General features: G+C 42.0%; 15 protein-coding genes and 3 tRNA genes. 1 reads left to right on the forward strand and 17 read right to left on the reverse strand.

Annotated features, from left to right (window positions below; translation table 11 throughout):
• Window positions 1–14: 14 nt before the first annotated feature.
• The 14 genes from JOD17_RS17460 to JOD17_RS17525 all read right to left on the reverse strand — a co-directional run bounded on the left by JOD17_RS17460 (window position 15) and on the right by JOD17_RS17525 (window position 11,667).
• Window positions 15–689 carry a uracil-DNA glycosylase gene (locus JOD17_RS17460; protein ID WP_204699296.1) on the reverse strand — a complete coding sequence of 225 codons (675 nt, stop codon included), beginning with the start codon at window positions 687–689 and terminating at the stop codon, window positions 15–17.
• Window positions 690–707: 18 nt separating this feature from the next.
• Entirely contained in the window at window positions 708–1,526 is an 819-nt protein-coding gene (locus JOD17_RS17465; protein WP_204699297.1) for a hypothetical protein, read from the reverse strand.
• Between the two features lie 14 nt (window positions 1,527–1,540).
• The gene (rlmH, locus tag JOD17_RS17470; RefSeq protein ID WP_204699298.1) at window positions 1,541–2,020 is read right to left on the reverse strand and encodes a 23S rRNA (pseudouridine(1915)-N(3))-methyltransferase RlmH; all 480 of its coding nucleotides are present in this window, start codon (window positions 2,018–2,020) and stop codon (window positions 1,541–1,543) included.
• Window positions 2,021–2,173: 153 nt separating this feature from the next.
• Window positions 2,174–3,394, reverse strand: coding sequence for a S1C family serine protease (locus JOD17_RS17475; RefSeq protein ID WP_204699299.1), 1,221 nt, complete (start codon window positions 3,392–3,394; stop codon window positions 2,174–2,176).
• A gap of 221 nt (window positions 3,395–3,615) precedes the next feature.
• Complete coding sequence (locus JOD17_RS17480) at window positions 3,616–4,413, reverse strand: MBL fold metallo-hydrolase (protein ID WP_204699300.1); 798 nt, start codon at window positions 4,411–4,413, stop codon at window positions 3,616–3,618.
• 9 nt (window positions 4,414–4,422) lie between these two features.
• Window positions 4,423–5,283 carry a two-component system regulatory protein YycI gene (yycI, locus tag JOD17_RS17485; RefSeq protein WP_204699301.1) on the reverse strand — a complete coding sequence of 287 codons (861 nt, stop codon included), beginning with the start codon at window positions 5,281–5,283 and terminating at the stop codon, window positions 4,423–4,425.
• Entirely contained in the window at window positions 5,270–6,613 is a 1,344-nt protein-coding gene (locus JOD17_RS17490) for a two-component system activity regulator YycH (RefSeq protein ID WP_204699302.1), read from the reverse strand. Before JOD17_RS17490 ends, yycI begins: the two co-directional genes overlap by 14 nt.
• A complete protein-coding gene (gene walK, locus JOD17_RS17495) occupies window positions 6,601–8,442 on the reverse strand; it encodes a cell wall metabolism sensor histidine kinase WalK (RefSeq protein WP_204699304.1) in 1,842 nt (613 codons plus the stop codon). Before walK ends, JOD17_RS17490 begins: the two co-directional genes overlap by 13 nt.
• 8 nt (window positions 8,443–8,450) lie before the next feature.
• The gene (gene yycF / locus JOD17_RS17500; protein ID WP_204699305.1) at window positions 8,451–9,155 is read right to left on the reverse strand and encodes a response regulator YycF; all 705 of its coding nucleotides are present in this window, start codon (window positions 9,153–9,155) and stop codon (window positions 8,451–8,453) included.
• Window positions 9,156–9,354: 199 nt separating this feature from the next.
• Window positions 9,355–9,430, reverse strand: a tRNA-Phe gene (locus JOD17_RS17505).
• Window positions 9,431–9,438: 8 nt separating this feature from the next.
• Window positions 9,439–9,514 (reverse strand) — tRNA-Asp (locus JOD17_RS17510).
• A gap of 109 nt (window positions 9,515–9,623) precedes the next feature.
• Window positions 9,624–9,699 (reverse strand) — tRNA-Lys (locus tag JOD17_RS17515).
• Window positions 9,700–9,842: 143 nt separating this feature from the next.
• Window positions 9,843–11,099, reverse strand: a complete 1,257-nt coding sequence (locus JOD17_RS17520) for an MFS transporter (RefSeq protein WP_204699306.1) — start codon at window positions 11,097–11,099, stop codon at window positions 9,843–9,845.
• A 91-nt stretch (window positions 11,100–11,190) separates the two neighbouring features.
• Window positions 11,191–11,667 (reverse strand): ArsR/SmtB family transcription factor, encoded by a 477-nt coding sequence (locus JOD17_RS17525; protein WP_204699307.1) that lies wholly within the window; start codon window positions 11,665–11,667, stop codon window positions 11,191–11,193.
• Between the two features lie 177 nt (window positions 11,668–11,844).
• Here JOD17_RS17525 and JOD17_RS17530 point away from each other — a divergent pair, with 177 nt between their 5' ends.
• Entirely contained in the window at window positions 11,845–12,339 is a 495-nt protein-coding gene (locus JOD17_RS17530) for a GNAT family N-acetyltransferase (protein ID WP_204699308.1), read from the forward strand.
• A 50-nt stretch (window positions 12,340–12,389) separates the two neighbouring features.
• On the opposite strand, the gene JOD17_RS17535 is transcribed toward JOD17_RS17530, so the two are convergent.
• From JOD17_RS17535 to dnaB, 3 genes are all read right to left on the reverse strand, one after another.
• Window positions 12,390–13,799 (reverse strand): NAD-dependent succinate-semialdehyde dehydrogenase, encoded by a 1,410-nt coding sequence (locus JOD17_RS17535; RefSeq protein ID WP_204699309.1) that lies wholly within the window; start codon window positions 13,797–13,799, stop codon window positions 12,390–12,392.
• A 96-nt stretch (window positions 13,800–13,895) separates the two neighbouring features.
• Window positions 13,896–15,185, reverse strand: coding sequence for an adenylosuccinate synthase (locus tag JOD17_RS17540; protein WP_204699310.1), 1,290 nt, complete (start codon window positions 15,183–15,185; stop codon window positions 13,896–13,898).
• 184 nt (window positions 15,186–15,369) lie between these two features.
• Window positions 15,370–16,731 (reverse strand): replicative DNA helicase, encoded by a 1,362-nt coding sequence (gene dnaB / locus JOD17_RS17545; protein WP_042358061.1) that lies wholly within the window; start codon window positions 16,729–16,731, stop codon window positions 15,370–15,372.

Below are 16,731 nucleotides of genomic sequence, written 5' to 3' on the forward strand. Positions count from 1 at the left end.
TGCTCACACCTTTATCACTCATCCAAACACCACCGAATCGGTGATCTTCCTTGCTCTATTAAAAAAGCATTCGTTTTAGAAAAAGGACGACTCCCAAAGAAACCACGATAAGCCGCAAGAGGACTTGGATGCGTACTCATTATCTTACAGTGTCGATCGTCAATCATCGTGGCTTTTTTTTGCGCGTCTTTCCCCCACAAAAGGAACACGATCGGCTCTTCTTTCTCGTTAAGTAACGAAATGATCGAATCTGTAAAATGTTCCCAACCTTTTTGATGATGGGAGTTTGCTTCCCCTTCTTCAACCGTTAATACCGTATTTAATAGCAGTACACCTTGACTTGCCCAAGCAGTTAAATCTCCATGGGCTGGAATGTTACATTGAAGATCTTCTTTAAGTTCTTTATATATATTCCGTAGCGAAGGTGGAATCGCCACACTTTTTGAGACGGAAAAACTTAAACCTTGTGCTTGTCCGAACCCGTGATACGGGTCTTGCCCGAGTAATACAACATTCGTTTGCTGATAAGAGGTCAATTGTAACGCTCGGAAAATATCTTCTCTCGGTGGAAAAATTGCTTTTTGACTATACGCTGTTTCTAAAAAAGCTTGCAACGAAGTAAAATATGACTTTTGGAATTCATCTTCTAGTAAATAATCCCAATCATTCCCAACTGTTACGTTTTTCATGATGTTCTCTCCTTTGTTTCACGTGAAACGACCTATGTTTTTAGTTGCAAAAACAAAAACATTAACACACCATAGAGGCGTTTCTGTTCTCTCTGACAGATCACGATGAAAATAAACGATATGATTTTCCATGTCACGAAACAACGTAGTATATTCATGTGGAAATCGACCTTGATAGTACTCAGCCACAACATCACCGAATTGATCCTCAAAACGGAAGCTCCCCGTTAAGTCTGACTTAATTGGCAATACTAATTGACCGTCTTCATCTAATAAATTACCGCGAATGTTAAACATCCGTAAATCGTCTTGAACGTATGTACCGATATGGCTGTCTTTCTCATCTTTAATCGTTAGCGTCGACTTAATCCCCCAACCTGTCCGTTTAATCTTCATACATTTTTGATCTAGATGATCATAAATTGTATACGTCCAAGGGATAAATGTAAGTAAGTCGTTTTTAAACAAAACCGTAAACGGCCACATAAACCAAGAAATCTTACTTACTTTCGCCTTTCCTACATATTGACCTTTCTTCGTAAACAACAATAATTCCTTTATGTATGACACATTTGATTGAATGACAAGGTGATCCAAATGAATAAGGTGTTTATCCGTCTTCGGAACTTCTAGATCTTTTACTTTATTGTACTTTACATGAGATACAGGAATCATAATGGCGATTGCTAAAGTAAGGAAATAAAAGAGAAGATACTCAAACCATTCTTCTGTCGTTATTGGCCAATCAACGATGAGAAAAGTGGTAATGCTCGTTAAAAGAACGAAAGTAAAGATATAAGAGATATGAATTCTCCTCTTATACATCGTCTTTAACATCTGATTTTCACTCCTTATTTATGATACGGAGATCCTTTATTAATTTGCACAGCTCGATAAATTTGCTCGGTTAACATGAGCCTCATAAGTTGATGGGGAAATGTTAACGCTGAAAACGACCATTTTAAATCTGCACGTTGCAATAGTTCCTGACTCATACCGAGTGAACCACCTATAATAAACGTAATTGCACTCGTTCCGTATGTAGGTAATGTTTCAAACCGTTCTGCAAGCTGTTCAGAACTTAACATCTTGCCTTGGCGCTCAAGTACGATGACATAGTCGCCTGCTTTAATTTTCTTTTCAATTCGTTGTCCTTCTTTTTGTTTGATTTGTTCCATCTCTTTTTCACTCAACCGCTCCGGTGCTTTTTCATCTGGTACCTCAATCACTTCAAATTTCACGTCGGTACGAAGACGCTTCGAAAACTCATCAATGCCCGATTGAATGTACTTTTCTTTAATTTTACCGACTGCAATGATGCTAATTTTCATGTTATCCACCCCTTTATCCACAGAAGTTATCCACATATTCACAGCTTCATTTTGAGTAAATGCCTAGTTTTACTCGTTATCCACTGTTCATAACTCTTTATGCACAAACGAGAAAGAGGGAAATCGGTTATGATTTCCCTCTCAAATCAGACGTTACATCGTTTCCTGTTGTTCATCGAGCGTGACTGTCGTTTGCATCTGTTCACCATTTCGATAGAACGTCACTTCCATTTCATCACCAATGTCCACGTCGGTATACAGGTGACGTCGCAGATCATGAGCCGCTTCAACATCTTCTCCATCCAGTGCTGTAATGACATCATATTGTTCCAACCCAGCATCTGCAGCAGGTGAATTCGGTATGATTTCATGGATAAACACACCTGTTACAATCTCTGGTGGTAAATTCAGCGTTTCTTGCCAGTGATAACTTGGAATTTCTTCGAGAGAACCGATGATCACTCCCATTTCTGGGCGTCTCACTTCTCCATATTGCTCAATATCTTGAATAACAGGTAAAACGATTGTCGTTGGAATTGCAAATCCAATTCCTTCGCCTTGAGCAAGCTTCATGGAGTTAATCCCAATCACTTCACTTTGAATATTTAAGAGAGCCCCACCGCTATTACCAGGGTTAATGGCTGCATCTGTTTGCAACACTTCTGCATTCCAATCAATTTGACCATCACCAGTGAGGTCAACAGGTACACTTCTTTCAGTCGCACTAATAATTCCTAATGTAACTGTGCGTGCAAAGCGAGGTCCCAATGGGTTTCCAATTGCAATCGCTGGCTCCCCAGCTCTTAGATTGTCTGAATTACCAAAATCAGCAACCGTATCGACGTTCTCAGCATCAATTGTCAAAACTGCCAAGTCCGTCCAAATATCTGAGCCAACAAGTTCTGCAGGCACTCTTTGTCCCTCACTTAAACTTACTTCGAGTTCGTCTGAACCTTGGATAACGTGCTCGTTCGTGACAACAAATGCACGGTCTCCTTCAACCTTATAAATCACTCCTGAGCCAGTGCCCGCTTCAATGCCTTCTTCTTGTTGACCAGCTGCACCGCCCCAAAAACTAGTATTTTGCAAATTAAATACGCCAACAACAGCATCACTAACTGCATCAACGACATGCGTTACGTCTGTCGTAACATCTAAATCGATGGTCTCTGATTCCGATGCAAAAAATTGCTCATCTTCTTGTTGATTCGTTTCGGCTTCCTCTTCCGCAGCCGATCCATTAAGATTCATCATCTGACCGACACTTATTATACCAAGTACGAGTACAGCCCCAATAATGACTCCAAGAAATATTGGTTTTCTTGATTTGCTTTTACGGCCTCTTGAAGAGTAATGATCGTCGTAGAAACCCATTGTTGCTCCACCTTTCTTTCTGTGTTGACGATGAACAGAATGTTGTGAGTACCTGCCCCCCAGGATTGTCCACAACATAGTTAGGAGAAAGCGACATGTCGTTGCATAGATTTACCATTAGTTTACGAATAAAATCTCTTTTCGTCCAGTTTTTAGTCCAACGTCGTTGCTACAATGTTAAACTACCCACATTTCCCATATTTCAACCATTATTGAGCCATTTATACAATCTGTAGTGATGTAGGATGATAAGGATCGGTATCATGAAGAAGCACACCGCCGGTTCCACACGTAACTCCTTCTTCAAGAAGCACTTGCTCTGCTGTCATTTTAGCAAGCTCTTTCATGTTATTATCTAAGCTCAAATGAGCAAGATAAATATGCCTTGTTTTATCTGTAATAATGTCCGCTAATGCAAGTGCAGCATCCTCGTTTGAAACGTGTCCCATATCCCCTAAAATCCTCCGCTTAACGTTCCAAGGATACCGACCCATACGTAACATATTAATGTCGTGATTCGATTCAAATACGAGCGCATTCGCTTCTTTTAGTGTTCCTTTAATTCGATCACTTACATAGCCCATATCGGTTGCCAACGCAAGCTTTCGATTATTCTCGTGAAAAACGAAGAACATCGGATCAGCTGCATCATGAGAAACTCCAAAAGTTTCAACTGTTAGATCTTGAAACGACAAATTCGAACCCGTTTCGAGGTGAAAACGCTGATCGGTTTGAACCGGTCCAATTGACGTCTCCATCGCTTTCCACGTCTTCTCATTTGCATAGATTGGTATATTGTATTTACGAGCAACAATGCCAACCCCTTTAATATGATCACTATGTTCGTGACTGACGAGGATGGCATCGACCTCTGATAATGATCGCCCGATCGTTTGGAACAACTCTTCCATCTTTTTGCCGCTTAATCCTGCATCGATTAGCAACTTGGTTCGTTCTGATTCAACGTACATTGCATTCCCAGTGCTACCACTGGCCAGAACACTAAATCTCATGTTCAATCATCCTTTTTAAGATTCATTGCTAAGTGCGTAAACGTTCCCACGATCCGCATTAACAATATAAGCCGGCGTTTCCCAATATGGAGGCATTTCTTCTTCATCGCTAAACGATTGGTTACTTGCATGAATGCGATAGGCCGGAATGTACCTCGCGTACTCGCCGTCAGTAATATGACTGTGATACGCTAATTCAATACGATGGATGGTTGCGTTCCTTGTAATGACTTGTGCTTCTCGCAAAGCAAGAATCGCGTCTTCTGGTGACATAACTTCAATGTCTTCCTCATGTGGCTTGATTTCAATAAACTGTTGCTCAATAATCGTAATTTCCCCGTCATTTACCGTTACTACGAGGTGAGCATCGCCACCACTTCCATACAACGTAAGTCCTTCGTAATTCTTGAAGTAGTGAAACTCCATTTGATCACTATCACTACTCACAACTTCTCCACCAAAAACATATTCAGTTCCTTCATAAATGTTCTGGTCAATAAATTCACGGATGCTAGACAAAGGGCTTCCTGCGTCTAAACTGTAAGGAGAACTTAGCAATAAAATTAACTCTTGTTGATCTTCAGCGACTTGATCCACAGATTGAAAATAATCGTTACTGTTGTAGAAACTACTTACTTCTTCAAAAGGAATCACTTCAGTTTCTATGTTCAGACGAGGAAGATCACGATATTCTGGTAGTTGCGTATCAACGATAATGTTCTCAGCTTCAACAATATCCTCAAAGCTTTGCTCAAGGCTACCTTGTTCGCTTGCATAGCTTTCAAAGGATTGTTTAGCAATTAGCTGGTACGTTAAAAACGCGTTTAACAGAAAGAAGGTAACGATAAAGATCGTCTTCGTTCTACTCCAATCCATTGTAATCCCCCTCTGACTGAAAGAGCTCTACACGATGCCATGCACCAGTCGTTGTCTGCACGTACCATGCGGGTGTAAATGTAATGAGCTCTGTAACTTCTTGCTCATGGCTCATGTCGTACCCTATACGAACATCAACGATCTCATCGACATCGTAGTCCTCTGTAACTGCATCCCATACGACTTCACCTTCCGGAAGTGTTTCAGAAGCACTAAATTCCACATCGGTTCCAAGCGTATAAAGAGGTCTCGTATAGTTCGAGATCACTTGCTGGTGACTTCTCGTCACTTCAATCACTCCATGGTTGCCCGAACCGAGTACAGGAACACCGTTCTCAACAAGATGGAAACGAACCGCCTCATCTAAACTAGGGTTATTCGTCGTGAAACGATACAGTTGGTACTTATCTGTAAAACCACCGTGGGAATTGACGTAATTAAAAGCCTGTAACGTCACGTGTTCAGGGTTCTCCCGCACGGAAGCTGGAGAAGTGGCATTAATATACTCCATAAATAAATTATTTGTCACACTCATCTGTTCAGAGCTGGCAATGTAATTCTCACGATCGACCTGAATCGTCTCATCTTCAAAAAGCAATTCTTCAAACGCACTTGCAGAAATATAATTACTACCATCAATTTCATAGCTGCGACGCATAAAGTCTACTTGCTCTACTGGCAAATAAATTGGCTTTTCTAATCGACTGCCGTGTGGAGCGACCATTTCGCTATATACCGAAAATGTATCCTCATGATGATTGCTTAGTAAGTAATCATTAATAAACACATTCATATTAAGATCAACATAAGCTTCCAAGTACAATTGAGGTTGGAACGATACGAACCTGGCAACAACTTCATCTCCACTAGCAAAAAGAAGAATCCGATCAAATTCTGTTGAAAGATCGACAAGGTCCAGCTCTTCTTCTCGGCCAACAAACGACTGCAACAACTCTGCTGGAATACCAGCAGGATAAATCAATTCAATGTAATCTTGGCCAGGATAGACATCTTCTTGATCATACACTTCATCAACAAGCACGAAATTCCATAAATCTAAGTTGTACAGATCATCAACGACTTCTTCCGTTAAATCATCTGCATTTCCGTACGTCATACGCTTCTCATCACCAACGCTATACATGAGGTTGGAAGGGAGTACAACGTCTTCAAGTTGAATGGTGTCACCGATACTTTCCGTCGTGCTACTTGCTTCATCCAACTCTTCTAAATTCGGTTGGTATGTCCACAATTGCCACGTAAGTATAAGGCTTGTTGCAATCAACACGATTAGAACCAACGATTTAATTCGCTCTGTCACTCTTCCCACCTACTTTCCTCATAGATACTCGTATAAGGAAGTTGGATGGTAATCATTGTACCTTGACGTAATTCGCTCGATACGCCGATTGTACCTCCGTGAGCTTCTACCATTTCCTTTGCAATTGCTAAGCCCAGTCCTGTTCCACCAAGGTTTCTTGCACGAGCTTTATCGACTCGATAAAAACGTTGAAAAATCTTATGTTGATTTTCTCGAGGAATTCCCATTCCTTCATCTTTTACGAAGATCGTCGCGCCGTCTTCATGTAAATCGGTCCCGACAGTAATGGTTCCACCGTCTGGTGAGTATTTAATAGCATTAGAAATAATGTTGTCGATCACTTGAGTCATTTTGTCGCGATCGATTTCAATTCGCACTGGGTATGTTGGCAACTTGCGTACGAACTCAATATTCTTGTCTTTTACCATCATTTCAAAGCGATCGAGAACTTCATGCAACCATGCAATTAAGTTGTAATGGTGTTTATTTAATCTCACATCGTCACGATCCATCTTAGAAAGCTGAAGAAGGTCATTAACGAGACGAATCATTCGCTCGGTTTCCGTTTGAGCGACACCTAAAAACCTAGGTGCCAACTCTTGATCATGTAGCGCACCGTCTTCGAGTGCCTCCATGTAGCTCTTTAATGTGGTTAGTGGTGTACGCAGTTCATGAGATACGTTCGCAACGAATTCACGTCGCTCTTGTGCGATTTTCTCTTGTTCAGTTACATCATGAAGAACGGTAATCAACCCAGTAATCGGTCCATCCTCATGACGAATGACCGAAAAGTTCGCTTCAAGCAAGTAACTTCCATCTCCATCACTGAAATCTAAAATCATTGACTCAGAGTAGTCATAGAGTTTACTTGGTGTTAAATGCTCAGATAACTTCAAGATCTCTGGAAGTGATTGACCCATTGCTTCCTCGCTCGACATGCTTAATAAAATCTCTGCTTGTCGATTAAGCAAGATAATCCTTCCAAGTTCATCCGTCGCAATAACGCCATCTGTCATATGAGACAACACCGAACTAAGCTTTCTTCGTTCGCCTTCGGTCGTTGCGTTGGCCTCTTTTAAACTGAGTGTCAATGTATTAAATGAAGTGGCTAATTTACCGATTTCGTCACTTCCATACACACGCACTTGTCGGCTAAAGTCACCTTCACTCATACGACTTGCTTGTTTTTGCATATCAAGTACTGGTCTTGTAATCGTTCGTGAAAGCAAAATACCAATAATTGCAGTAATGATAAGTGCAATGACTGCACTCCACGTAAAAATACTACTAATTTCAGTTACTTCTTCATACGTACCCTCTAGCGATGCACGAATATGAGCAATGCCGATGATCTCATCATTGTTGCCTTCTATCTTCTCAATGATGACCCTCGTTCGGTCGCCGGTATCAGGGTTTTGGAACGTTTCTGGAGCTTGCTCATATCCTGCCATCGCTCGGTAAATCTGAATGTTGTTGTTCAAACGCCCAACAAGGTCAGAATCATGAGAAGTAATAATCGTGTAGTTATTGTCCACAACTTCAACGAACTCATTAATATCGCTAAACAATAAGTTGACTTGATCGTTCATTTCTTGACGGATTTGCAGCTGCACATCCCCATCCTCATCAGAGCGTGGTTCTGTTAGAATCTCAGCTGCATTGTTTGCAAGCAAACTTGCACGATCTTCAAGATAATCATTGTAATTCTGTATCGTTTGACTCTCTAAAGTCGTCATGAAAGTCGCGCCAATAATTTGTGTTGCAATGAGAAGAAGCAACACATAAATCGCAATCAGCTTGAATTGAAACGACTTAAAAAAGTTCCGGAACTTCTCCATCCACTACACTACTCCTGTTCAGGGTGACTCAAATAGTAACCGACTCCCCTTCTCGTAATTATCCAAAGTGGATAGCTAGGGTTGTCTTCAACTTTCTCTCTTAATCTTCGAACGGTAACGTCAACCGTACGAACATCTCCAAAATAGTCATATCCCCATACTGACTGGAGCAGATGCTCACGAGTCATTACTTGTCCGAGATGACGAGCGAGGTAATGAATTAATTCAAACTCTCGGTGCGTAAGTTCTATTGGCTCTCCTCGTTTACGTACGAGGTACGCTTCAGGATCAATCGTTAGACCACCGATTTCCATTTCGCCACTCTTTTGCTTATCGTTTTGAGGAACCGCTTGGAGGCGACGAATGTTCGCCTTCACGCGCGCCAGAAGCTCACGTGTACTAAATGGCTTCGTTACATAATCATCGGCACCTAGTTCAAGCCCGAGTACTTTGTCGATCTCTGAATCTTTAGCAGTAAGCATAATGATTGGCATGTCGTAATCTTTACGAACTTCCCGACAAACTTCCATCCCATCACGGTTTGGAAGCATAATATCTAATAAAATCAATTCTGGTTGAAAATCATGTACTTTTTGTAGGGCTTCGTCACCGTCGTAAGCCACTTCAACTTCAAATCCTTCTTTTTTCAAAGAGAACTCTAATATATCCGCAATTGGCTTTTCATCATCAACAACGAGTATTTTTTCGTTCATTATGATCGCCTCTATTCTTTCAATTGTAGTCATACTATACAAGTACGATTGGTATAAATGTTTCGCGCTTCTATTGTACCATAGCGCTTCAATTCAAATAAGAAAAAACCCCGAATTATACATTCGGGGTCTAGCTTAATACTGCTTCATAAGTTGTCGTAAGTGATTTGATTGAATATACGAATGACAGACAATCAAATGGTGGCTCGAGACGGAATCGAACCGCCGACACGTAGATTTTCAGTCTACTGCTCTACCAACTGAGCTATCGAGCCAATTAAAATGGCGGGCCTGACGGGAATCGAACCCGCGATCTCCTGCGTGACAGGCAGGCATGTTAACCGCTACACCACAGGCCCATATTTCAAAAAATAAGCGGCGAATCTCTTCGGCTGCCTCGTTCGGGTTGTGTACTTGGTAATACACTACTCTTTCCTTCTTGTAGCTGATCTGTTTACAATATGTAAATGGTGAGCCATGGAGGACTCGAACCTCCGACCCTCTGATTAAAAGTCAGATGCTCTACCAACTGAGCTAATGGCTCAACTACTTCCTATCGAAGGACAAGACTTATCTTAGCACGCCAAATAAATTTATGCAATGCTTTTTTTGAAGTTCTTTGTAGAACTTTGTTATAAGAGACGTTGCCCTTCGCACCACTATCATTATAACCAAATGCTAAGGGACTTATCCAGCTTGGAACAGATCTGTCGAGAATTCTTGGGTGGCCGGTAGACGTCGCATTTTTTTGCTTAAAATCCAATATAGAGCGACGATGAGTAGCAGCAATCCTGAAGTTACAATGACCACTCCATAGCTAAACCAAGATCCAATAGCACCACCAATTAAAGAACCGAGTGGGGCAATGCCCGCAGCAATTCCCATGACCGCAGCCATCACCCTTCCGAGTAAATGTTCTTCTACTGCCGATTGGATCATCACAAAAGCAATAACGTTTATACTACCTGCAGGAATGAACGCGAACACAAACAATAGCAGCACGACAATTGGCTGGCTACCGATCGCAATGGCTATAAAACATAGACCGGTCACACTAAGAAGTGATGCGTACAAAATGGCAATTGGCACTCGTTGCAACTTGAAGAGTGACACACATGCCGCTCCAATGATTGTTCCTAGCCCACTAGCTGCGAGCAGCATACCATAGAAATCAACGTTACCATACGTAGAACTAAATCCAGGAAGAATCGCAAACACACCTGCAATAGCAAAGTTTACGACGAGAATTCCGATAAGCAGGCGGCTAAAGAACGATTGTTTTAGTACACGCAAACCTTCCCCTAATTGTTCACCATACCCTTTTACTAGCTGTTTAACTGTCCGCTGTTCACCGTTTTCATCACGTTGCTTTGGTTTTGGTAAGCGTAATTGCATTAACAATAACGCTGAGAATAAGAACGTTGCACTGTTTACATAGAATATTGCAACACCGCCAACAACTGCAATAATGATTCCTGCAAGCGCGGTAAACAATACGTCTGTCCCTTGATAGGCGACTGAGAACAACGAGTTGCCAGTCGTAAGTTGGTCTTTCTTTAAAATCTTCGGTAGTAAGGTCAGTTGTGCAGGATAGAGGAACTGATTACAAAGAGAAACGGCTGGCATCACAGTCAAAACAAGTGCAACCGTTAAAAAACCAAAAGCATACGCGAGCGGTAAGACGAGTAGCATGACCACTTGAATACATTGAGTGAATACGAGTAATTTCTTGATTTGAAAACGATCAATGACTGGTCCAAGTACAATTTGTAGTAGCGCTGGCATTTGCGTTAAAAATAATGCAAGACCCGAGTACATTGATGAGCCACTCAATTCATATACGAGCCACATCGCAGCGATTGAATACAGACTGCTCCCAGCATTCGAAGCACATCGGCTCAACAATAAAACCACAAAATTAAAATTAGTAAGAATATTTTTCATGTGAATAACCTCTCTCGTTTTTATTTATTTACACCGTTCATTTTTTTTGACCGTTGGGCTAAAACAAATGCCTATGCACGAACATAGGCTTTCAGGAGTTGTTGTCTTTTTTATACCAATCAACATGTAACACATATTCGGATGAATAAGGGTCATCAGTAGAATATTCACCTAACGCCTTTTGAAAATCATCATTCACGCGTTTCATAAATTTCTCAAATGTTTCTTGGTCACCTCTAAACGTATTCGTCATACTTCCTTTAGATAGCAAATCACTCCCCCCGAAAAAGTCTAAAAGCTTATCGTCAACGATGTACGATTTTGCGACTGGTTGATAAAACTTCTGCATAATACCATTTTTCTCTTCTCGACGCACAATTTCAATAATCCCATTCTTTTCGAGTTCATTTAAGTGGTAATGGATTTTGGAACGTGAGATGTCTAATTTCTCCGCTAATTGTTGCCCCGTCAATGGTTGTGTACCGAAGTTCACTAGCATTCGACTACGGAACGAATCACTAACGGCACGTACTTGCTCATACGTCGTCATTACAAATATTTCTTTCATTTACACATCACGCCTTTCTTACTCGGTCAACTTTATCTGACTGTATTGTATGCGAGTGACAAAGCATTTGTCAACACTTTTCTAAAAATTCAATTTTATGTCCCGATATTTTTCTCTCGTCAATCGCTTTTTTCCGCGCTATACTTGTACGTAGTTTTCAAATGGGGAGTGCACATCATGATTAGACTTGCAGGAATGGAAGACCTCTCTGGTGTTGTTGCGATAGCCAAAAAAGCAACAAAGCTAATGAACGAAGAAGGAAGCGACCAATGGAATGAAGAGTACCCTACACTTCACCATTTTGCACAGGATATAAAGAAGAAGTCGCTTTACGTTTACGTCGAAGAACGAATTGAAGGGTTTATCGTTATCAATCAAGAGTTTGCCAAAGAGTACCATCAACTTTCGTGGCGCCATCTTGACACAGACTCTATTACACTACATCGCCTCGCGGTTGACCCTACAGTACGCAACAAAGGTATTGCTGAAACACTCTTTCGTTTTGCAGAAACAGAAGCGTTAAATCAACAGCTAAAATCAATCAAAATCGATACGTATTCATTAAATACGAAAGCACAGAAGCTTTTCCAAAAACTTGGTTATTCTCAAGTAGGAGAACTCCAAACAGAAGCACGAGAAGAGCCGTTCTTCTACTATGAAAAAGCGATCTAAAAAACTCACCCGCCTTTTTCTAGGCGAGTGAGTTTTTTCTCATCTATTCATTAAATTTTTAGAGAGATGTACTTTGTTTCTATATATTCTTCTAATCCGTGATGTCCGCCTTCACGACCAATACCACTCTGTTTCCATCCTCCAAAAGGTGCCTGAGCAGTGGATGGACCACCATCATTTAAACCGACAATTCCATATTCAAGATCCTCACTTAAACGTACCGCCTTACCGATATCACTCGTAAATAAATACGCTGCAAGACCGTATATTGTATCGTTCGCTCTTTGGATCGCTTCTTCCTCGGTCTTAAATGTAGCAATCGGGGCGAGTGGACCGAACGTTTCGTCGTTCATACAAGCCATCTCTTCTGTTATCCCTGTCATGACCGTTGGTGTTAAGAATAACTCACCGATTTTCTCACCGCCAGTAATGACCTTCGCTCCTTGTGATTTTGCATCTTCAATTTGTGATAGCACTTTATCAACAGCATCTGAGTCAATGAGTGGTCCGATATCCGTCTCATCATCAAGACCGTCACCAACTTTTAGTTGTTCAACGAGCACTTTTAGTTTTTCAGTAAATTCTTTCTCGACGGACTCTGCAACGTAAATACGGTTGGCACATACACACGTTTGACCTGCATTGCGGAACTTCGACGCAACCGCTTGTTCAGCTGCATTATCTAGGTCAGCGTCTTCTAAAACGATGAGCGGGGCATGACCACCGAGCTCTAATGAGATTTTCTTAATATTCTTTGACGCGCCCTCCATTAACGTACGGCCAACTTCCGTTGAACCAGTGAACGTTAACTTGCGAACACGTGGATCGTCTTGCCATACCGCAGAGATCTCGCTAGATTTACCTGTGACTACGTTAATGACACCTTTAGGGATTCCTGCTTCAACCGCTAATTCAGCGAGCTTAATAGCCGTAAGTGGCGTTTGTGTTGCTGGTTTTATGACGACTGTACACCCAACCGCGAGTGCCGGTGCTATTTTTCTCGTAATCATTGCTGCTGGGAAATTCCACGGCGTAATGACGGCGACAACCCCAACGGCTTGTTTCGTTACGAAAATACGCTTATTCTCGGCTGACGCTGGAATCGTTTCACCATAAACACGTTTTCCTTCTTCTGCGTACCATTTAATAAATGAATTTGCATAGCCAATCTCACCACGGGATTCTTTCATTGGCTTGCCTTGTTCCTTCGTCATCGTCGTTGCTAATTCTTCTTGATGTTTATCGATAAGATTGTGCCACTTTTCAAGCTTCTCTGAACGTTCAGCTGCGGTTAACTTTGACCACGGGCGAAATGCCTCATATGCTGCATCAACCGCTTGCTTTGCCTCACTTTTGCCTCCCTTTGGAACGGTGTCTACAATCGCCCCATTTGCAGGGTTGGTTACATCAATTTGTTCAAGGTCTGCTCCTGTCCATTCGCCATTGATTAAATGCTTCATCTTATCTCTCCTCTCTACATCATACGTAGAGTATAACGCTAGTGTCACATGAAACAAAAGAAAAACGACCTTCGCAAAAGCGAAGGCCATTCATCATCATACGCCCCAAACACCGCGTACTTCATTTGTTTGTGTACGATCAGGTCCTACAGAGAAAATGGATAGTGGAATATTCGTTAATTGGGAAACTCGTTCCGCATAATGACGCGCATTTTCAGGAAGATCACTTAACGACTTCGCTCCTGTAATGTCCTCGCTCCACCCTGGCATTTCTTCATACACTGGTTTACATTCTGCTAACACATTAAGACTAGCTGGGAATTCTTCAAGGCGTTCCCCTTGGTACTCATAAGCCGTACAGATCTTCACCGTCTCAAGACCAGAAAGCACGTCTAAACAGTTGAGGGAAAGATCTGTAATCCCACTTACGCGACGTGCATGACGTACAACGACGGAATCAAACCAACCGACACGTCTTGGTCGCCCTGTAGTCGTTCCGTATTCGTTACCAATCTTACGAATGCGATCACCAATTTCATCCGTAAGCTCTGTCGGGAATGGGCCGTCTCCAACACGAGTCGTATATGCTTTTGAAACCCCAACAACTTTCTGGATTTTAGACGGTCCGACACCTGAACCGATCGCAACACCACCGGCAATAGGGTTTGATGATGTAACGAATGGATACGTTCCTTGATCAATATCAAGCATAACACCTTGGGCACCCTCGAATAATACACGTCGACCTTGATCAATCGCATCATTCAATACGACAGACGTATCACAAACGTATTGTTTTAACTTTTGACCATAATCAAAGTATTCTTCAAGAATCTCTTCTACTGTAAACCCGTTAGTCTCATAGAGTTTTTCCAATAGACGGTTTTTCTCGATCAAGTTACGTGAAAGCTTACTTTCAAATTCCGTCTTCTCTAGAAGATCAGCAATACGAATACCGATCCGAGCAGCTTTATCCATATAAGCTGGACCGATGCCTTTTTTCGTCGTGCCAATTTTGCTTGCGCCTTTACTCTCTTCTTCCACGATATCTTGTTTTATATGATAAGGAAGGATCACATGCGCACGGTTGCTAATACGCAAATTGCTCGTATCAATGCCACGTTCTTGTAATCCAGTTAACTCTTCTACTAATGCTTTAGGATCGATGACCATGCCGTTTCCAATTACACAAATCTTATCATCATAGAAAATCCCTGACGGTACTAGGTGAAGCTTATACGTTTCTCCACCAAATTTAATCGTATGCCCCGCGTTGTTACCACCTTGATAACGAGCAACGACTTCCGCGTTTTCTGATAAGTAATCTGTAATCTTCCCCTTGCCTTCGTCTCCCCATTGTGTACCTACAATTACGATGGATGACAAAAGACTCACCTCTTCCGATATAATTAAATCGTTCATTATTTATCTCTTTACCGTAGTCAATTCTATCAAAAGAAACACTTCAGGTCAAAATAAACCGAACATTTATATCAAAAAAAGGATATTCATTCGCCTTATTGTTAAATTTGTTAACAAAAAAACGAAGGGTATTAACCCTCCGTTTAAGCTACGCACCAGGTGGTGCCATATTCTCGTCATGCCTTCGATCAAGGTTGACGAACTTGTTGTATTCTTTTATAAACGCAAGCTCTACACTACCAACAGGACCATTACGTTGTTTCGCAATAATAATTTCAATCATGTTCTGATTTTCAGCATCATGATCATAATAGTCTTCACGGAACAAAAACGAAACGATGTCCGCATCTTGCTCAATACTTCCTGACTCACGCAAGTCGCTCATCATCGGACGCTTATCTTGACGTGATTCTACACTACGTGAGAGCTGAGACAAGGCAATGACCGGTACGTCGAGCTCACGTGCAATCCCTTTTAAGTTACGAGAGATCTCAGAGACTTCTTGTTGACGACTATCAGTTCCTCGCCCTTGAATGAGTTGAAGATAATCGATTAAGATCATGCCTAACCCTTTTTCCTGCTTAAGCCTTCTACACTTCGCACGAATGTCAGCAACACGAATTCCAGGCGAATCATCGATATAAATGCCTGCTCTAGACAACGTTCCCATCGCCATTGCAAGCTTTTCCCAGTCTTCTTCAATCAACTGTCCTGTACGAAGGCGTGTACCGTCGATATTGCCTTCGGCACAGAGCATTCGTTGCACAAGTTGCGACGCTCCCATCTCCAGACTAAAGATCGCGACATTTTCATCACTTTTTGTTGCGATGTTTTGTGCAATGTTCAACGCAAACGCCGTCTTCCCCATAGATGGACGTGCAGCGACGATAATTAAGTCACTGCGTTGGAACCCTGCTGTCATTCGATCAAGCTCTTGAAACCCGCTTGAAACGCCCGTCAGTGCGTCGCCACGACCTTGCAACATTTCAATGTTGTCATACGTCTCCATTAACACGTCTTTGATGGACACGAATGCTCCTGAAGAACGACGATTCGAGACTTCTAGAATCATGCGCTCTGCATCACTTAATACGTCATCAACTTCTTGCTCCGCCTCAAATCCATCTGTTGCAATCGTCGTTGCCGTTCGAATTAATCGACGAAGCAATGATTTCTCTTCGACCGTTCTCGCATAGTGCTGAACGTTTGATGCAGTCGGCACAGCGTTCGCCAGATCGGTTAAATAGGCAACGCCACCAGCTTCTTCAAGCCACTGGCGATTTTGAAGCTCAGAGGTGACCGTGACGAGGTCTACAGGCTCGCCTTTCTCAGAGAGCTCAACCATCGCACTAAAAATTCGTTGATGAGAAGCACGATAAAAGTCTTCAGGGCGCAAACGCTCGGTCGCAGAAACGAGGGATTCCTCTTGCAAGAAAATGGACCCTAATACTGCTTGCTCTGCTTCGATATTTTGTGGAGGAAGTCGATCCTCTTGCCATCCTTCTGTCAC

It is taken from the genome of Geomicrobium sediminis (genome assembly GCF_016908595.1).
In the GTDB taxonomy this organism is placed as follows: Bacteria; Bacillota; Bacilli; order Bacillales; family Marinococcaceae; genus Geomicrobium_A; species Geomicrobium_A sediminis.